Raw genomic sequence first — 16,437 nt, 5'->3', positions numbered from 1 at the left:
GAAGGTCTCAGGCAGCCACGCTGCCGTGCGGGTCGATGACGAATTTCTTGGCCGCACCGCCATCGAAGTCGGCGTAGCCCTGCGGCGCCTGGTCCAGGGTGATCATCTGCACGTTGACCGCGTCGGCGATGTTCACCTTGCCGAACAGGATCGCCTGCATCAGCGGACGGTGATACTTCATCACCGGGCACTGGCCGGTGTGGAAGCTGTGCGACTTGGCCCAGCCGAGGCCGAAGCGCATGCTCAGGCTGCCCTGCTGGGCGGCGGCGTCGGCAGAGCCCGGGTCCTCGGTCACGTACAGGCCGGGGATGCCGATCTGGCCGCCGGCGCGGGTCACCGACATGGCGGAGTTCAGCACCGCGGCCGGCGCTTCCTGGCCGTGGTTGCAGCCGCAGGCATGGGCCTCGAAGCCGACGCAGTCGACGAAGGCATCGACCTCGCGCTCGCCGAGGATGACCTCGATCTTGTCGGCCATGTCGCCGTCTTCGGTCAGGTCGATGGTCTCGCAGCCGAAGCTGCGGGCCTGGGCCAGGCGGTCCTCGATCATGTCGCCGACGATGACGCAGGCGGCACCCAGCAGCTGGGCGGAGACCGCGGCGGCCAGGCCGACCGGGCCGGCGCCGGCGATGTAGACGGTGGAGCCCGGGCCGACGCCGGCGGTGACGCAGCCGTGGAAGCCGGTCGGGAAGATGTCGGACAGAAGCGTCAGGTCCTTGATCTTCTCCATGGCCTGGTCGGCGTCCGGGAACTTCAGCAGGTTGAAGTCGGCGTAGGGGACCATGACGTATTCGGTCTGGCCGCCGACCCAGCCGCCCATGTCGACGTAGCCGTAGGCCGCGCCCGGACGCGACGGGTTGACGTTCAGGCAGATGCCGGTCTGGCCCGACTTGCAGTTGCGGCAGCGGCCGCAGGCGATGTTGAACGGCACCGACACCATGTCGCCCGGGCTCAGGAATTCAACGTCGCGCCCGCACTCGACCACGATGCCGGTGATCTCGTGCCCCAGCACCAGGCCTTCCGGGGCGGTGGTACGGCCCCGCACCATGTGCTGGTCGCTGCCACAGATGTTGGTGGTGACGACCTTGAGGATCACGCCGTGTTCGCACTTGCGATTGCCGAGGGCGAGTTCCGGGTAGGCGATGGACTCGACGGCGACCTCGCCCGGGCCCTTGTAGACGACTCCGCGGTTGTTAGAACTCATGTGGCTGGCTTCCTTCATGGTTTTTGTGGACTCACGGTACAAGACCGTCCTCCCGACCCTACCCCTCTCGCCTGGCCGGAACGCTCCTCGAGCGGCTTCGTCATGTCCATCCGCGACCCCCTGAGGCCACTTGCTGTCGACGCACAGCTACAGGTCGCTTTCACGACACTCCTCGAACCGGCCCGACGACAAGAATGGTCGGCGCCGCCCGGAGCGGCACACAACAACAACCGAGGAATACGCATGACTCACGATGACGACCCTGTCCTGTCGGCCGGACAGGACAACAAGCAGATGATGGGGCTGGACTTCCACAACCCCGTGTTCCCGCTGTCTGCGCTGGCCATTCTCGGCTTCATTCTCTACGCGCTGGTCTACCCCGACTCCGCCAACACCCAGCTGGGGGCGGCGCGCGGCTTCGCCATCGAGCACTTCGACTGGCTGTTCATGATCGCCGGCAACGCGTTCGTGGTGCTGTGCCTGGCGCTGATCGTGCTGCCGCTGGGCCGCATTCGCCTGGGCGGCCCCGGCGCCCGGCCGGATCACTCGCTGGTGTCCTGGTTCAGCATGCTGTTCGCCGCCGGCATGGGCATCGGCCTGATGTTCTGGAGCGTGGCCGAGCCGGTCGCCTACTACACCGACTGGTACGGCACCCCGCTCGACGTCGCCGCCCGCACCCCGGAAGGCGCCAGCGCCGCCATGGGCGCCACCATGTTCCACTGGGGCCTCCATCCCTGGGCGATCTACGGCGTGGTCGGGCTGTCGCTGGCCTTCTTCGCCTACAACCGCGGCCTGCCGCTGACCCTGCGTTCGGCCTTCACGCCGCTGCTCGGCGAGCGCACCCGCGGCTGGTTCGGCCATCTGGTGGACATCCTCGCGGTGCTGGCCACCATCTTCGGCCTGGCCACCTCGCTGGGCTTCGGCGCCTCCCAGGCCGCCGGCGGCCTCAACTACCTGTTCGACGTGCCCAACACCCTCGGCACCCAGCTCGCCATCATCGTGGCGGTCACCGCGGTGGCGCTGTTCTCCGTGTGGCGGGGCATCGACGGCGGGGTCAAGCTGTTCTCCAACATCAACATGGTGATCGCCCTGCTGCTGCTGGCGTTCGTGGTCATCACCGGTTCCACCCTGCTGTTCGTCAACGGCCTGTGGGACACCGGCGTGGCCTACCTGACGCACCTGGTGCCGCTGTCGAACTGGATCGGCCGCGAGGACGACACCTGGTTCCACGGCTGGACCGTGTTCTACTGGGCCTGGTGGATCTCCTGGTCGCCGTTCGTCGGCATGTTCATCGCCCGGGTCTCGCGCGGCCGCACGGTGCGGGAATTCCTGATGGCGGTGCTGCTGGTGCCGACGCTGGTCACCGTCGTGTGGATGAGCGCCTTCGGCGGCAACGCCCTGGCCCAGTCCGCGGGCGGCGTCGGCGCGCTGGCCGACGGCATCGGCGAGGTGTCGCTGGCGATGTTCCAGATGCTCGAGCACCTGCCGCTGACCACCCTGACCTCGACCATGGCCATCGTGCTGGTGCTGGTGTTCTTCATCACCTCCTCGGACTCCGGCTCGCTGGTGATCGACAACATCACCGCCGGCGGCAAGGTCGACGCCCCGCGCACCCAGCGGGTGTTCTGGGCCACCCTGGAAGGCGTGATCGCCGGCGTGCTGCTCTATGGCGGCGGCGACAAGGCCCTCGGCGCCCTCCAGGCCGGCGCCGTGGCCACCGGCCTGCCCTTCACCCTGGTGCTGCTGCTGATGGCCGCGGGGCTGGTCAAGAGCCTGCGCGAGGAGCAGCGCGCCCTGGGCACCGCCCGGGCCGCCTGATCCGTCGATCCGCTCTCCTTCGATGCCCCCGGCCGGGACCTCCCGCCGGGGGCGTCGGCGTTATCGAGCCCCGTTCCGGCCCCCCCGGGGCTCGACCTCGCCGCCGGTTCCGGGCATGGTGGTAGCACCATGCCCGGGCACCGCTCGGCGCCCGGGGCCACGAGCGTCAAACCCGTCTCACACCGTCAGGAGAAAGAACCCCAATGTCCAAACGACTCGTGTCGGGCCTGATCGGCCTGCTGTGCCTGCTGCCGCTGGCCTCCTCGGCCCTCGCCCAGACCAGCATGTCCGGCCAGGGCCAGGGCGGCAATTTCGAGAGCGAGCAGTACCAGAGCTGGGAAGTGCGCTGCCCCACCGACGGCCAGAACGCCCCGTGCAGCATGACCCAGCTGGTCACCAACCCGGATGACGACCAGCCGGTGATGCGCGTGATCATCGCCCAGCCGCCCCAGGCCGAGGCGCCGATCATGACCTTCCTGCTGCCGCTGGGCGTGCGCCTGGCGCCGGGCCTGCAGCTCAGCGTGGACGGCGGCGAAGGCGTGCCCTTCCCCTACCAGGTCTGCGACCAGCCGGGCTGCCGCGCCGACCTGCCGCTGGAGCCGTCGCTGATGCAGCAGCTGCGCGGGGGCAGCAACGCCACCCTGAGCCTGATCGGCCCGCGCGGCAATCGCCGCGACCTGAACATCTCGCTGATGGGCTTCACCAACGCCAGCCAGCAGATCTGAGTCACGCATCGCGCCACGAAAAAAGCCCCGGTCATCGACCGGGGCTTTTGCTTTGGTGCCTGGCGAGAGACGCTGCGGCTAGCGCAGCACGCCCTCTTCCTTCAACAGCTTGAGAATCGCCTCGGCGCCCTCTTCCACGGTGACGTCGGTGAGCACCTGGCCCCCGCCGCCCTCGGCCTTGGCGGCCGCGGCCTTGAAGCGGTCGCGGGCCGAGGCGGCCTTGACGATCTTCAGGCGCTTGGGCCGCTTGCGGGCCGGCTGGGTCTCCCAGCTCGCCCAGGCCTCGTCCACGGTCACGCTGCCCGGCACCGCGGCCAGGTGGCCGCGACGGGCCGGGCCGTAGGCGCTCTGTCGCGGTGCCGGTGCCGCGCCGTCGACGGTGACGATGGCCGGCAGGCGCACCTTGAGCCGGCGACGCTGGCCGCGGGGCAGCGCCTGCAGCAGGGTGGCGACGCCGTTCTCGACGCTTTCCACCGCCGCCAGACCGCTGACCACCGGCCAGCCCAGGCGCTCGGCCAGCAGATAAGGCAGCAGGCCGGAGCCTTCGCCCTGCTCGGCGCGCTCGCCGGTGATCACCAGCTGCGGCGGCGCCTCGTTGAGGGCATCGGCGAGCGCGGGCAGCGCATCGGCGCCCTCGGGCTGCTCGACCAGGGTCAGGGCGTCGAAGCCCATGCCCAGGTAGCCGCGCAGGGCCGGCTCGCTGTCCGCTTCCTTGCCGCCGGCGTGCAGCAGCCGGACGCTGGCGTCGGCCACGCCGCGGGCCAGCTCCACCGCCCGGGCGTCCTGGTCGGCGCGACGCGCGCGACCGGTGACGGGATGGCGCCCCACGGAGACCAGTACGGTGATCTCCAGCGAGGCATCGACTCGGGCTTCAGGCCGCATCGCGCTTCTCCTCTCGTTGCTGCTTGACCATGGTCACCAGCGACGCGAGCACCTCGGCCGAGTCGCCGATGACCGCCAGGTCGGCCCGCTTGATCATGTCGCAGCCGGGATCCATGTTGATCGCCACCACTTTGTCGCAGGTCTGGATCCCCTGCAGGTGCTGGATGGCGCCGCTGATGCCGACCGCCACGTAGACCCGGGCGGTGACCCAGGTGCCGGTGGCGCCGACCTGACGATCGCGCGGCATGAAGCCGTCATCGACCGCCACGCGGGACGCGCCCTCGGTCGCGCCGAGCACCTCGGCGGCGGTGTGGTAGCCGTCCCAGTCGCGGATGCCGTTGCCCGCGGAGAGGATGAACTCGGCCTCGGCCAGCGCCACGCCCGCCGGATCGACGGGCACCTGGCCCAGGTCCTCGATGCGCGAGATCGGCGACGGCAGCTCCTGCGGCAGGCTCAGCGCCTCGGCCGCGTGACGGTTGTCGTCGACCGGCTCGGCGCACTCCTCGAGTGCGAGGGTGATGCGCGGCAGCGGCCGCTGGATGTCGAGGGTGGCCGCCGCCCCGCGGGCGGTGCACTGCCAGCCGAGCTCGGCAGTCGCGTCGGGCTCGAGCTGCCACACGCCGGTGGCCGGGCGCTCGCCGAGCCGCGCCGCCAGGCGGCGGCCCAGGTCGGCGCCGCCGAGCCTGGAGTCCGGCACCAGCCAGTGGCGCGGCGTCCAGGCCTCCTCCACCGCCAGCAGCGCGCCGAGGCGAGCCTCCGGGGCGAAGCCGTCGAAGCGGGGATCGTCGAGGCTGAGCAGGCGGTCGACGCCGGCCTCGCCGAAGCCGTGCTCTTTCAGCTCGCCGCCCCCCTCGCGGTTGTACCCGCCGAAGACCACCGCCAGCACCGCGCCCCGGGCGTTCGGATCGGCGTCGGCCAGCTGCCGGGCCAGGCCCAGCAGGTCGCGGTCGTGGCCGGAGAGGCGGCCGCCGGCCATGTCCGGCACCACCGCCACCAGGAAGGCCGGCGATTCGATCTCGACCAGCGGCTTGCTCTGGGCGGCCGACTTGGCGGCCGCGCCGCCACCGGCGCCCTGCTGGACGCCGCTGCGGTCGATGCGCTTGATGCCGTTGGGGCCCATGAAGCCCACGGCATGCGGATTGCGGCGGACGATGCCCGCCGGTCCCATCCACTCGCTGGTCGCGCCCTGGCCGGCACTTTGTCCAAGCTCGGCCAGGACTTCCCGATGCTGCGGGTGCAGCCGGTTACGGGCGATCCACGCCTTGCGCGGATCACGACGGACGATATCGCTCATCACGCCACCTCCACGGCCTGGGGCCGGTTCGATGATTGCTGGGCCGCGCCGGCGAACGCCTCGGGCGCCTCGGTCAGGGCGCTGGCGACCAGTTCGGCGATGTCGCGCACCTCGGCGGTGGCATCGACCACGCCCTCGAGCATCGCGGTGCACTGCGGGCAGCCCACGGCCACCAGCTCGGCGCCGGTCTCGCCCACGTCGCCCATGCGCATGTCGGGAATCCGGCGCTCGCCGGGGATGTCGGTGATCGGCGCGCCGCCGCCACCGCCGCAGCAGCGGGAGCGGAAGCCGGAGCGCTCCATCTCTTTGAGCTCGATGCCGAGCGCCTTGAGCACGCTGCGCGGCGCCTCGTACTCGCCGTTGTAGCGGCCCAGGTAGCAGGGATCGTGGAAGGTCACGCCGCCGCCCTTCCAGGGCTTGACGTGCAGGCGACCGGCATCAAACAGCTCGGCGATGTAGGTGCTGTGGTGACTTACCTCGTACTGGGCCGGCATCCCGGGGCCGCCCAGCTCGCCGTACTCGTTGCCGAGCACGTGGAAGCTGTGCGGGTCACAGGTGACGATGCGCTGGAAGCGATACTTCGACAGGGTGGCGATGTTGCGCTTGGCCAGGCTCTGGAAGGTCGCTTCATCGCCCAGGCGACGGGCCACGTCGCCGCTGTCGCGCTCCTCGTTGCCGAGCACCGCGAAGTCGACGTCGGCGGCGCGCAGCACCTTGACCAGCGAGCGCAGGGTGCGCTGGTTGCGCATGTCGTAGGCGCCGTCACCCAGCCACAGCAGCACCTCGGCCTCGCCGCGATCCGCCATCAGCGGCAGCTCGAGGTCGGCGGCCCAGTGCATGCGGGCGTCGGGCGCGAAGCCGCCCGGGTTGTCGGTGGCGATCAGGTTGTCGAGCACCTCGGCGCCCTTGTTGGGGGTGTTGCCGTGCTCGAGGGTCAGGAAGCGCCGCATGTCGACGATGGCATCGACGTGCTCGATCATCATCGGGCACTCCTCGACGCAGGCGCGGCAGGTGGTGCAGGACCACAGGGTCTCGGCGTCCACCAGGGCCTTGCCCTCGCGGGCCACGATCGGGCCCTGGGGCGAGCCCTGGTGTTCGCCCACCGGCTGGCCGGGATAGGGGCTGCCGGCGTAATTGGCGTCGCTGCCGCCGGCCATGCCGACCACCATGTCCTGGATCAGCTTCTTGGGGTTGAGCGGCTGGCCGGCGGCGAAGGCCGGGCACATCGCCTCACAGCGGCCGCACTGCACGCAGGCGTCGAAGCCGAGCAACTGGTTCCAGGTGAAGTCGCTTGGCTTCTCGACGCCCAGGGTGGCGTCCTGGTCGTCCAGGTTCAGGGCCTTGAGGCCGGTGGAGCGTTTGCCCTCGCCCCCCCTCGTGGAGAAGCGCTCGGCGCGACGGTGGAAGGCCAGGTGCAGGGCGCCGGCGAAGGCGTGCTTCATGGGCCCGCCCCAGGCCATGCCGAAGACCATCTCGCCCAGGCCCCAGACCAGCACGGCGGACAGCGCCAGCGCCAGCACCCAGCTGACGCTCCCTTCGAAAAAGTTGTCGGGCAGCAGGCCCACGGCGGGCAGGGTGATGGCGAAGACGCTCAGCGAGAAAGCCATCAGGCTCTTGGGCAGGCGCATCCACGGGCCCTTGGAGAGCCGGGACGGCGGATTACGGCGACGGCGTGCCACGAAGCAGCTGCCGACGAACATGGTGGCACTGGCGGCCAGCAGCCCCCAGCCGAGCACGCCTTCTGCCAGGCCCAGGCCGTGCACCAGGACCATCAGCACGGCCGCGGCGACGAAGCCGCCGGCGGTGGCGACGTGGGTGTTGGACATGACCTTGTCGCGGGCCACCACATGGTGCAGGTCGACCAGGTAGCGCCGCGGCACGGAGGCCAGCCCCTTGACCAGCGGCACGGGTGAGGGACGCCCCTGGCGCCACAGGCGCACGCGCCGGACGACGCCGATCGCCGCCAGGCCCAGCGCGGCGAAGATCAGGATCGGCAATAGGATATCGAGCATGACGCTCACCTCATCGGCGAGCCGGAAGCGGCAAGCCGGAAGCTGAAAGAAAGGGCGCAACGCGCGGGGATTCCTTCCAGCTCCAAGCTTCGGACTTCCAGCGAGGGGTTAAAAGTCCTTGCAGAGGCGCAGGGCGTCGTAGATCGCGGCATGGGTGTTACGCGGCGCGGTGCAGTCGCCCAGACGGAACAGCAGGAAGCCGTCGCCGTCCTCGCTCAGGCAGGGCTGCGGCTTGATGTCGTACAGCGCCTCGAGATCCACCTGGCCCTTGTTGCGCGACTCCTGCTTGAGCGCGTAGTAGAGCCCCTCGTCCGGGCGCACGCCGTTCTCGACCACGATCTGATCGACCACGCGCTCCTCCTGCTGGCCGGTGTACTCGTTCTCGAGCACCGCCACCAGGGAATCGCCCTCGCGATAGACCTTATGCAGCATCAGGTCGGAGGTCATGATCACCTCCTTCTCGTAGAGGCTGCGGTAGTAGGTCGGGAAGGTGGTGCCGCCGACCGCCGCACCGGGCTTGATGTCGTCGGTGACGATCTCGACCTTGGCGCCCTTGTCGGCCAGGTAGTCGGCCGCGGACATGCCGGCGAACTCGCACAGGGCGTCGTAGATCAGCACGTTCTTGCCCGGCTCGACCTTGCCGTTGAGCACGTCCCAGGTGCTGACGATCAGGCTCTCCTCGGGGTTCTCGGAGTAGCCCCACTCGGGATGCTGGTCCAGGTACGGCTTGCCGCCGGTGGCCAGCACCACGATGTCGGCCTTGAGGTCCTTGATGGTGGCCTCGTCGGCATAGGTGCCGAGGCGCTGGTCGACGTTGAGGCGGGCCAGCTCGAGCTGGTACCAGCGGGTGATGCCGGCGATCTGGTCGCGCTGCGGCGCCTTGGCGGCGGTGGTGATCTGCCCGCCGATGGCCTCGGCGGCCTCGAACAGGGTCACGTCATGGCCACGCTCGGCGGCCACGCGGGCCGCCTCCATGCCGCCGGGGCCACCGCCGACCACCACCACCTTGCGCTTCCTGCCTTCGCTCGGCTCGATGATGTGCGGCAGGCCCATGTACTCGCGGGAGGTCGCGGCATTCTGGATGCACAGCACGTCCAGCCCCTGGTACTGGCGGTCGATGCAGTAGTTGGCGCCGACGCACTGCCGGATCTGGTCGACCTGGTCCATCTTGATCTTGGTGATCAGGTGCGGGTCGGCGATGTGCGCGCGGGTCATGCCCACCAGGTCCACGTAGCCCCCCTCGAGGATGCGGCTGGCCTGGTTCGGGTCCTTGATGTTCTGGGCGTGGATCACCGGCTTGGAGACCACTTCCTTGATGCCCGCCGCCAGGTGCAGGAACGGCTCCGGCGGGAAGGACATGTTGGGGATGACGTTGGCCAGGGTGTCGTGGGTGTCGCAGCCCGAGCCGACCACGCCGAAGAAGTCCACCTGGCCGGTGGCATCGTAGTAGGCGGCGATCTGCTTCATGTCGTCGTGCGACAGGCCGTCCGGGTGGAACTCGTCGCCGCAGATGCGCAGGCCGACCGTGAAGTCGTCGCCGACCTCGGCGCGCACGGCCTTGAGCACTTCCATGCCGAAGCGCATGCGGTTCTCGAAACTGCCGCCCCACTGGTCGGTGCGCTTGTTGACGCGCGGGCTCCAGAACTGGTCGATCAGGTGCTGGTGCACGGCGGACAGCTCGACGCCGTCCAGGCCGCCTTCCTTCGCCCGGCGCGCGGCCTGGGCGAAGTCACCGATGATGCGCCAGATCTCCTCCTCCTCGATGGTCTTGCAGGTAGAGCGGTGCACCGGCTCGCGGATGCCGGACGGCGACAGCAGGGTCGACCAGTTGAAGCCGTCCCAGCGCGAGCGACGACCCATGTGGGTGATCTGGATCATGATCTTGCCGCCGTGCTTGTGCACGGCGTCGGCCAGATTCTGGAAGTGCGGGATGATGCGGTCGGTGGACAGGTTCACCGAGCTCCACCAGGCCTGCGGGCTGTCGATGGAGACCACCGAGGAGCCGCCGCAGATGCACAGGCCGCAGCCGCCCTTGGCCTTCTCTTCGTAGTACTTGACGTAGCGGTCGGTGGTCATGCCGCCGTCGGTCGCGTAGACCTCGGCGTGGGCGGTGCTGACCACGCGGTTGCGAATGATGAGGTTGCCGATCTCGATCGGCTGGAAGATCGCGTCGAATGCCATGGGTGATGCCTCCTCAGCCCTGCGCGTTGTTCGAGATGTCGGCGATCGGACGGGTCACGAAGACGCCGACGTCGCAGCCTTCTTCGGCGCCGCTCTGGGTCTGCTCGGCGACGGTGCGCAAGTCGCTGCCGCGGGCGGCGAGGATCTGGTCCATGGCGCCGGCGAACCAGCCGGTGAACATGTATTCGATCTTCCGGCCGACCTTGCCCATCTGATAGACGAAGGCGCTGTGCTCGAGGCGCACGCGGCAGGTGCCGGCGTCGAGGTCGATGTCCTCGGTGATGAACAGCCCCCAGCCGCGCTGAGAGAGGCGCTTCATGTAGTGTTCGAAGACATCGACGCCCTCGAGGCCGTGGCATTCGGCCTCCTTCTCGCACCAGTGCCAGGCGCTCTTGTAGCCGGCATCGTAGAGGATCTCGGCGTACTTCTCGGCCCCCAGGGCCTCTTCCACGGCGACGTGGTTGTTGATGAAGAAGTGACGCGGCACGTAGAGCATCGGCAGGGCGTCGGTGGTCCAGATACCGGTGTCGGCATCCACTTCGATCGGCAGTTCAGGGGCCATCTTGGTCACGATCTTGTTCCTCGAATCTTGCTGATTATTATCGGGCTTCAATGGGCTCGCAGGAGCGGCTTCGGGCGTTGTTGGCTGTGCGTAAGCGGCTTCGAGCGGTGACGCGGTCGGGAGGGCGACGGGCCGCGGCCCGTCGCACCGGGCTCACTCGCCCCAGACGTCCTTCAGGACATTGACCCAGTTCTCACCCATGATCTTGCGCACCTGGCGCTCGCTCATGCCGCGCTTCAGCAGCGCCTCGGTGAGGTTGGGGAATTCGCCGATGGTGCGAATGCCCTCGGGGTTGATGATCTTGCCGAAGTTGGTCAGGCGACGGGCGTAGCCCTTGTCGTGGGTCAGCCACTCGAAGAACTGCTTGTCGTGACCCTGGGTGAAGTCGGTGCCGATGCCGATGGCATCCTCGCCGACGATGTTCATGACGTACTCGATGGCCTCGACGTAGTCGTCGACGGTGGCGTCGACGCCGGCGCGCAGGAAGGGGGTGAACATGGTCACGCCGACGAAGCCGCCGTTGTCGGCGATGAACTTGAGTTCCTCGTCGGACTTGTTGCGGGGGTGTTCCTTGAGGCCGGACGGCAGGCAGTGGGAGTAGCACACCGGCTTCTCGGAGGCCTCGATCACCTCGCGGGAGGTGTGCTCGCCGACGTGGGAGAGGTCGCACATGATGCCGACGCGGTTCATCTCGGCGACGATCTCGCGACCGAAGCCGGACAGGCCGCCGTCGCGCTCGTAGCAGCCGGTGCCGACCAGGTTCTGGGTGTTGTAGCACATCTGCACGATGCCGACGCCGAGCTTCTTGAAGATCTCGACGTAGCCGATCTGGTCCTCGAAGGCATGGGCGTTCTGGAAGCCGTAGATGATGCCGGTCTTGCCCTCTTCCTTGGCCCGGGTGATGTCCGCGGTGGTGCGCACCGGACGCACCAGGTCGCTGGACTCGGCCATCAGGGCGTCGGTCTTGACGATGTTATCGACGGTGGCCTGGAAGCCTTCCCAGACGGACACGGTGCAGTTGGCGGCGGTGAGGCCGCCCTTGCGCATGTCCTCGAACAGCTCGCGGTTCCACTTGGCGATAACGAGACCATCGATGACGATGGCGTCCTGGTGCAGCTCGGCAGGGGTCATGGCTGGGGGCTCCGTAATAGCGCATGGTCACGCCGGCAGCATATCCCCCGCCCCGCGGGCCCCGGCGCCTGGAAACGACCGGGAAAATTCCAAAAGCGTCACGCCCGTCGCGATCGCGACACGCCGCGAATTCGGTGTCGCGTCAGAGACGTTCGAGGTAGGTGGCACCGCCGAGATTGCGCATCTGGCCGCGGATCCAGGCGCTGCGCTGCAGCACGTAGCCGCTGGGGCGCGAGGCGCTCCAGCCGCGGGGATTGGGCAGGATGGCGGCCAGTCGGCTGGCCTGGGCGTTGCTCAGACGCGACGCCGGAACACCGAAGTAGTGACGGGAGGCGGCCTCCAGGCCGAACACCCCGTCGTCCCATTCGGCGATGTTGAGATAGACCTCGAGGATGCGCTCCTTGGGCCAGAGCGTCTCGATGAGCAGGGTGAACCAGGCCTCCAGGCCCTTGCGCACCCAGCTGCGACCGGTCCACAGGAAGAGGTTCTTGGCGGTCTGCTGACTGAGGGTGCTGGCGCCGCGCAGGTCACCGCCGCTGAGGCTGGCCTCGACGGCCCGGCGCAGCTCGATCAGGTCGAAGCCATGATGGTCGGGGAAGCGCTGATCCTCGGCGGCGATCACCGCCAGCTTGGCGCTGTCGGCCAGCTCGCCCCACGGGCGCCAGTCCTGGCGGATCTCCAGCGCATCGCCGTCACGCCAGGCCTGCACCTTGCGCTCGAGCATCACCATGGAGCCGCCCACCGGCACCACCCGGAACATCAGCACCGCCAGTACGCTCAGCCCGATCCCGCCGAGCAGCGCGAGTCCGAGAACCCGCGCCAGCCATCGCCATCCGTTTCCCATCGCTCCCTGCCCGGCACTCCGTCAGGGGCACACTCCCCGAGGATGGGGATGCGCCCTCCCGGCGCCAGGCGTTAGCTCAGCCTGACGCTGGCGTAGGTCGGCTCCCCTCGGGCCTGGTCCAGGGCGCTCATGGCCGCGGACACCGGCGTGTCGGGCACCGACTCGAAAGAGGCGGACTGTAGCATGACGGCGGCATCCTGGCCCAGCTGCACCGGCACCAGGTCGACGGCGCTGGAGCCCAGACGCTCGTCGCGGGGCGGGATGCCGAAGTATTCCCGATAGCACTTGGAGAAGTGCGGCGTGGAGACGAAGCCGCAGGCCGAGGCCACCTCGATGATCGACATCGGCGTCTGCTTGAGCAGCTGCCGGGCCCGGGTCAGGCGCAGCTTGAGGTAGTAGCGCGACGGCGAGCAGTGCAGGTTCTTCTGGAACAGCCGCTCCAGCTGGCGCCGCGACACGTTCACGTAGCCGGCCAGCTCGTCGAGGCTGATCGGCTCCTCGAGGTTGGCCTCCATCAGCGCCACGATCTCCAGCAGCCGCGGCTGGGTGGTGCCCAGCACGTGCTTGAGCGGCACCCGCTGCTGGTCCTGCTCGTTGCGCACGCGGTCGTAGATGAACATCTCCGAGATGCCGGCGGCCAGTTCGCGGCCGTGGTCGCGGCCGATCAGGGTCAGCATCATGTCCATCGGCGCCGTGCCGCCGGAGGCCGTGGCCCGGTCGCGGTCGATGGAGAACAGCCGGGTGGTCAGGGCGACCTTGGGAAAGGCCTCCTGCATGGCGGCCAGGCACTCCCAGTGCACGCTGGCCTCGAAGCCGTCGAGCAGCCCGGCGCGGGCCAGGGCCCAGGACCCGGTGCAGACGGCCCCCAGGCGGCGCGAATGGCGCGCCTCGGACTGCAGCCAGGCGACGTGTTCACGCTGCACGCTGCGCTGCGGGCCCACGCCGCCGCAGACGATCACCATGTCCAGCGCCAGCGGCACGGTGGTGGAGGCATCCGGGGTGATCTGCAGGCCATCGCTGGCACGCACCGGGCCGCCATCCAGGGTCAGGGTGTACCAGCGGTAGAGCTCGCGCCCGGCCAGCTGATTGGCCATGCGCAGGGGTTCGATGGCCGAGGCCAGGGAGATGAGGGTGAAGTTGTCCAGCAACAGGAAACCGAGCGTCTGCGGCCCGGCGGCATGACGCGAGGTCTGAGGAGCGCTTGTCATCGTCCATACTCCAGCACGGTGGTGTTGTCATCGTTATTGTCGAGTCAGGCAAGGACATTGCCCTGGAGGCCCGCCTGTCGCGGACAGGCATGCACGCCTCGAAATTTACCGACTGTGTCGTTTTCTGGCATGTCAAATTTGCCTATCGGGAGGCGTTTTCCCGGTACAGCGCGACAATGAGTCGCCGATAGGCATGAAGGCGTCGCTATGGACGCGAAAGGCAGGAACGACAGGCGCCGCCTGCGAGGAGGCGGCGCGGCGCGGGCCGCAGGGCGGCCCGACATGGCACCTCACGGGGCACCGCGTCTCGCGGAGCCGCATCGGCGCACGGCTGGCGCGACTCAGTGCTTGGCGTGGAGGTGCTCGGCGTGGTAGCGCAGGTGATCGTCGATGAAGCTGGCGATGAAGAAGTAGCTGTGGTCATAGCCCGGCTGGCGACGCAGGGTCAGCGGATGGTCGTGCTCGGCGCACACCGCTTCCAGGCGCTCGGGGCAAAGCTGCTCCTCGAGGAAATTGTCGGCCTCGCCCTGATCGATGAACAGCGGCTGACGGGAGGCGCCACGCGCCACCAGCTCGCAGGCATCGTACTGGGTCCACTGGCTGACGTCCTCGCCCAGGTAGTTGCCGAAGGCCTTGCGGCCCCAGGGACACTGGCTCGGGTTGACCACCGGCGCGAAGGCCGACACCGAGCGATAGTGCCCGGGGCGACGCAGGGCCAGGATCAGCGCGCCGTGACCGCCCATGGAGTGGCCGCTGATGGCCTCGCGGCCGTTGACCGGGAAGTGCTGACGCACCACCGAGGGCAGCTCCTCGGCCACGTAGTCGTACATCCGGTAGTGGTCCTTCCACGGCGCCTGGGTGGCGTTGACGTAGAAGCCCGCGCCGGTGCCGAAGTCGTAGCTGTCGTCCTCGCCCGGCAGGTTCAGCCCGCGGGGGCTGGTGTCCGGGCAGACGATGGCGATGCCGAGCTCCGCGGCCAGGCGCTGGGCGCCGGCCTTCTGCATGAAGTTCTCGTCGGTGCAGGTCAGCCCCGACAGCCACCACAGCAGCGGCACCCGCTCGGTCTCCGCCTGGGGCGGCAGGTAGATCGCGAAGGTCATCTCGCAGTCCAGCGCCCGGGAGCGATGGCGATAGCGCTTGTGCCAGCCGCCGAAGCTGCGGTTGGCCGATACCAGTTCGAGCTGTTCGGTCATGGTCATGAGCGACTCCTCATGGAATTCGAGAGCTGCCGGGCGTCGCATTCGCGACACCCGACATCGAAGGCGGATCGTTCACGCCCGCCGCGAGCGCGGCGGGCGCGAATCCCCCGCGCGGCAACGGGCAGGTATCGAGTCCTGCGCGCGAGGTCGGACGCGTGTCAGCCCCGCGCGGTCGGGCGCGTGTTAGCCCTGCGCGCGGGGTCGGGCGCGTATCAATAGTGCAGCACGGTGCGGATGCTCTCGCCCTTGTGCAGCAGCTCGAAGGCCTCGTTGATCTTCTCGAACGGCATGTCGTGGGTGATGAAGTCGTCGATGTTGATCTCGCCCTTCATGTAGCGATCGACGTAGCCCGGCAGCTCGGTGCGGCCCTTGACGCCGCCGAAGGCGGAGCCTTTCCAGACCCGGCCGGTGACCAGCTGGAACGGCCGGGTGGAGATCTCCTCGCCGGCGCCGGCGACGCCGATGATCACGGATTCGCCCCAGCCCTTGTGGCAGCACTCCAGCGCCTGGCGCATGACGTTGACGTTGCCGATGCACTCGAAGGAGTAGTCGACGCCGCCGTCGGTCATGTCGACGATGACCTGCTGGATGGGGTCGCTGTAGTCCTTCGGATTGACGAATTCGGTGGCGCCGAACTGCTTGGCCAGCTCGAACTTCTCCGGGTTCACGTCGATGGCGATGATGCGACTGGCCTTGGCCATCTGCGCGCCCTGGATCACGGCCAGGCCGATGGCGCCCAGGCCGAACACGGCCACGGTGGAGCCCGGCTCGACCTTGGCGGTGTTCATGACCGCGCCGATGCCGGTGGTCACACCGCAGCCCAGCAGGCAGATCTTGTCCAGCGGCGCTTCCTTGGAGACCACGGCCAGGGACACCTCGGGCACCACGGTATACTCGCTGAAGGTGGAGCAGCCCATGTAGTGGTGCAGCTTCTGGCCGTCGAGGGAGAAGCGGCTGGTGCCGTCGGGCATCACGCCCTTGCCCTGGGTGGCGCGGACCGCCTGGCACAGGTTGGTCTTGCCGGACAGGCAGAACTTGCACTTGCCGCATTCGGCGGTATAAAGCGGAATGACGTGGTCACCGGGCTTGAGGCCGGTGACCCCCTCGCCCACTTCCTCGACGACGCCGGCCCCCTCGTGGCCCAGCACGGACGGGAACAGGCCCTCCGGATCGGCGCCGGACAGGGTGAAGGCATCGGTGTGGCAGACGCTGGTGGCGGCCATGCGTACCAGCACCTCGCCGGCCTTCGGGCCCTCGACGTCGATCTCGGTCAGCTCGAGCGGCTTGCCCGCTTCCAGGGCAACGGCGGCGCGTGACTTCATGATTCACTCCTCTCAATGGGGTTGGCCTTCCCACAGTCTAGGCAAGACCGCATACTCG

13 protein-coding genes are annotated in these 16,437 nt (G+C 68.7%); 2 read left to right on the top strand and 11 right to left on the bottom strand.

From position 1 onward, the window contains the following. Positions 1 to 7: 7 nt before the first annotated feature. Positions 8 to 1,201 (bottom strand): formaldehyde dehydrogenase, glutathione-independent, encoded by a 1,194-nt coding sequence (gene fdhA / locus UYS_RS0201590; RefSeq protein ID WP_016853735.1) that lies wholly within the window; start codon positions 1,199 to 1,201, stop codon positions 8 to 10. 243 nt (positions 1,202 to 1,444) lie between these two features. On the opposite strand from fdhA, the gene UYS_RS0201585 reads away from it, so the two are divergent. Next, a complete protein-coding gene (locus tag UYS_RS0201585) occupies positions 1,445 to 3,019 on the top strand; it encodes a BCCT family transporter (protein WP_016853734.1) in 1,575 nt (524 codons plus the stop codon). Positions 3,020 to 3,222: 203 nt separating this feature from the next. Further along, positions 3,223 to 3,744 (top strand): invasion associated locus B family protein, encoded by a 522-nt coding sequence (locus UYS_RS0201580; RefSeq protein WP_016853733.1) that lies wholly within the window; start codon positions 3,223 to 3,225, stop codon positions 3,742 to 3,744. Positions 3,745 to 3,822: 78 nt separating this feature from the next. Here the strand turns inward: UYS_RS0201580 and etfB are convergent, their stop codons facing one another. The 10 genes from etfB to UYS_RS0201530 all read right to left on the bottom strand — a co-directional run bounded on the left by etfB (position 3,823) and on the right by UYS_RS0201530 (position 16,379). Then, entirely contained in the window at positions 3,823 to 4,626 is an 804-nt protein-coding gene (gene etfB / locus UYS_RS0201575) for an electron transfer flavoprotein subunit beta (protein ID WP_016853732.1), read from the bottom strand. Then, complete coding sequence (gene etfA / locus UYS_RS0201570) at positions 4,616 to 5,920, bottom strand: electron transfer flavoprotein subunit alpha (protein ID WP_016853731.1); 1,305 nt, start codon at positions 5,918 to 5,920, stop codon at positions 4,616 to 4,618. The genes etfB and etfA overlap by 11 nt, the downstream gene beginning before the upstream one ends. After that, the gene (locus UYS_RS0201565; protein ID WP_016853730.1) at positions 5,920 to 7,932 is read right to left on the bottom strand and encodes a (Fe-S)-binding protein; all 2,013 of its coding nucleotides are present in this window, start codon (positions 7,930 to 7,932) and stop codon (positions 5,920 to 5,922) included. The genes etfA and UYS_RS0201565 overlap by 1 nt, the downstream gene beginning before the upstream one ends. Positions 7,933 to 8,040: 108 nt before the next feature. Next, positions 8,041 to 10,113 carry a dimethylglycine demethylation protein DgcA gene (dgcA, locus tag UYS_RS0201560; protein WP_016853729.1) on the bottom strand — a complete coding sequence of 691 codons (2,073 nt, stop codon included), beginning with the start codon at positions 10,111 to 10,113 and terminating at the stop codon, positions 8,041 to 8,043. Positions 10,114 to 10,126: 13 nt separating this feature from the next. Next, the gene (locus UYS_RS0201555) at positions 10,127 to 10,684 is read right to left on the bottom strand and encodes a DUF5943 domain-containing protein (RefSeq protein ID WP_016853728.1); all 558 of its coding nucleotides are present in this window, start codon (positions 10,682 to 10,684) and stop codon (positions 10,127 to 10,129) included. 144 nt (positions 10,685 to 10,828) lie between these two features. Next, the gene (locus UYS_RS0201550) at positions 10,829 to 11,806 is read right to left on the bottom strand and encodes a dipeptidase (protein WP_016853727.1); all 978 of its coding nucleotides are present in this window, start codon (positions 11,804 to 11,806) and stop codon (positions 10,829 to 10,831) included. Between the two features lie 142 nt (positions 11,807 to 11,948). Beyond that, on the bottom strand, positions 11,949 to 12,650 hold the full coding sequence (mtgA, locus tag UYS_RS0201545) for a monofunctional biosynthetic peptidoglycan transglycosylase (RefSeq protein WP_016853726.1): 702 nt from the start codon (positions 12,648 to 12,650) through the stop codon (positions 11,949 to 11,951). Between the two features lie 71 nt (positions 12,651 to 12,721). After that, positions 12,722 to 13,858: a choline metabolism transcriptional regulator GbdR gene (gene gbdR, locus UYS_RS0201540; RefSeq protein ID WP_016853725.1), complete on the bottom strand. Its 1,137-nt coding sequence runs from the start codon at positions 13,856 to 13,858 to the stop codon at positions 12,722 to 12,724. Between the two features lie 341 nt (positions 13,859 to 14,199). Continuing rightward, positions 14,200 to 15,057, bottom strand: a complete 858-nt coding sequence (gene fghA / locus UYS_RS0201535) for an S-formylglutathione hydrolase (RefSeq protein WP_016853724.1) — start codon at positions 15,055 to 15,057, stop codon at positions 14,200 to 14,202. A gap of 212 nt (positions 15,058 to 15,269) precedes the next feature. Then, complete coding sequence (locus UYS_RS0201530) at positions 15,270 to 16,379, bottom strand: S-(hydroxymethyl)glutathione dehydrogenase/class III alcohol dehydrogenase (RefSeq protein WP_016853723.1); 1,110 nt, start codon at positions 16,377 to 16,379, stop codon at positions 15,270 to 15,272. Between the last annotated feature and the right edge of the window lie 58 nt (positions 16,380 to 16,437).

The sequence above is a fragment of the Halomonas smyrnensis AAD6 genome (assembly GCF_000265245.1).
Classification (GTDB): domain Bacteria; phylum Pseudomonadota; class Gammaproteobacteria; order Pseudomonadales; family Halomonadaceae; genus Halomonas; species Halomonas smyrnensis.
This window is presented reverse-complemented; position numbering and strand designations above follow the sequence as displayed.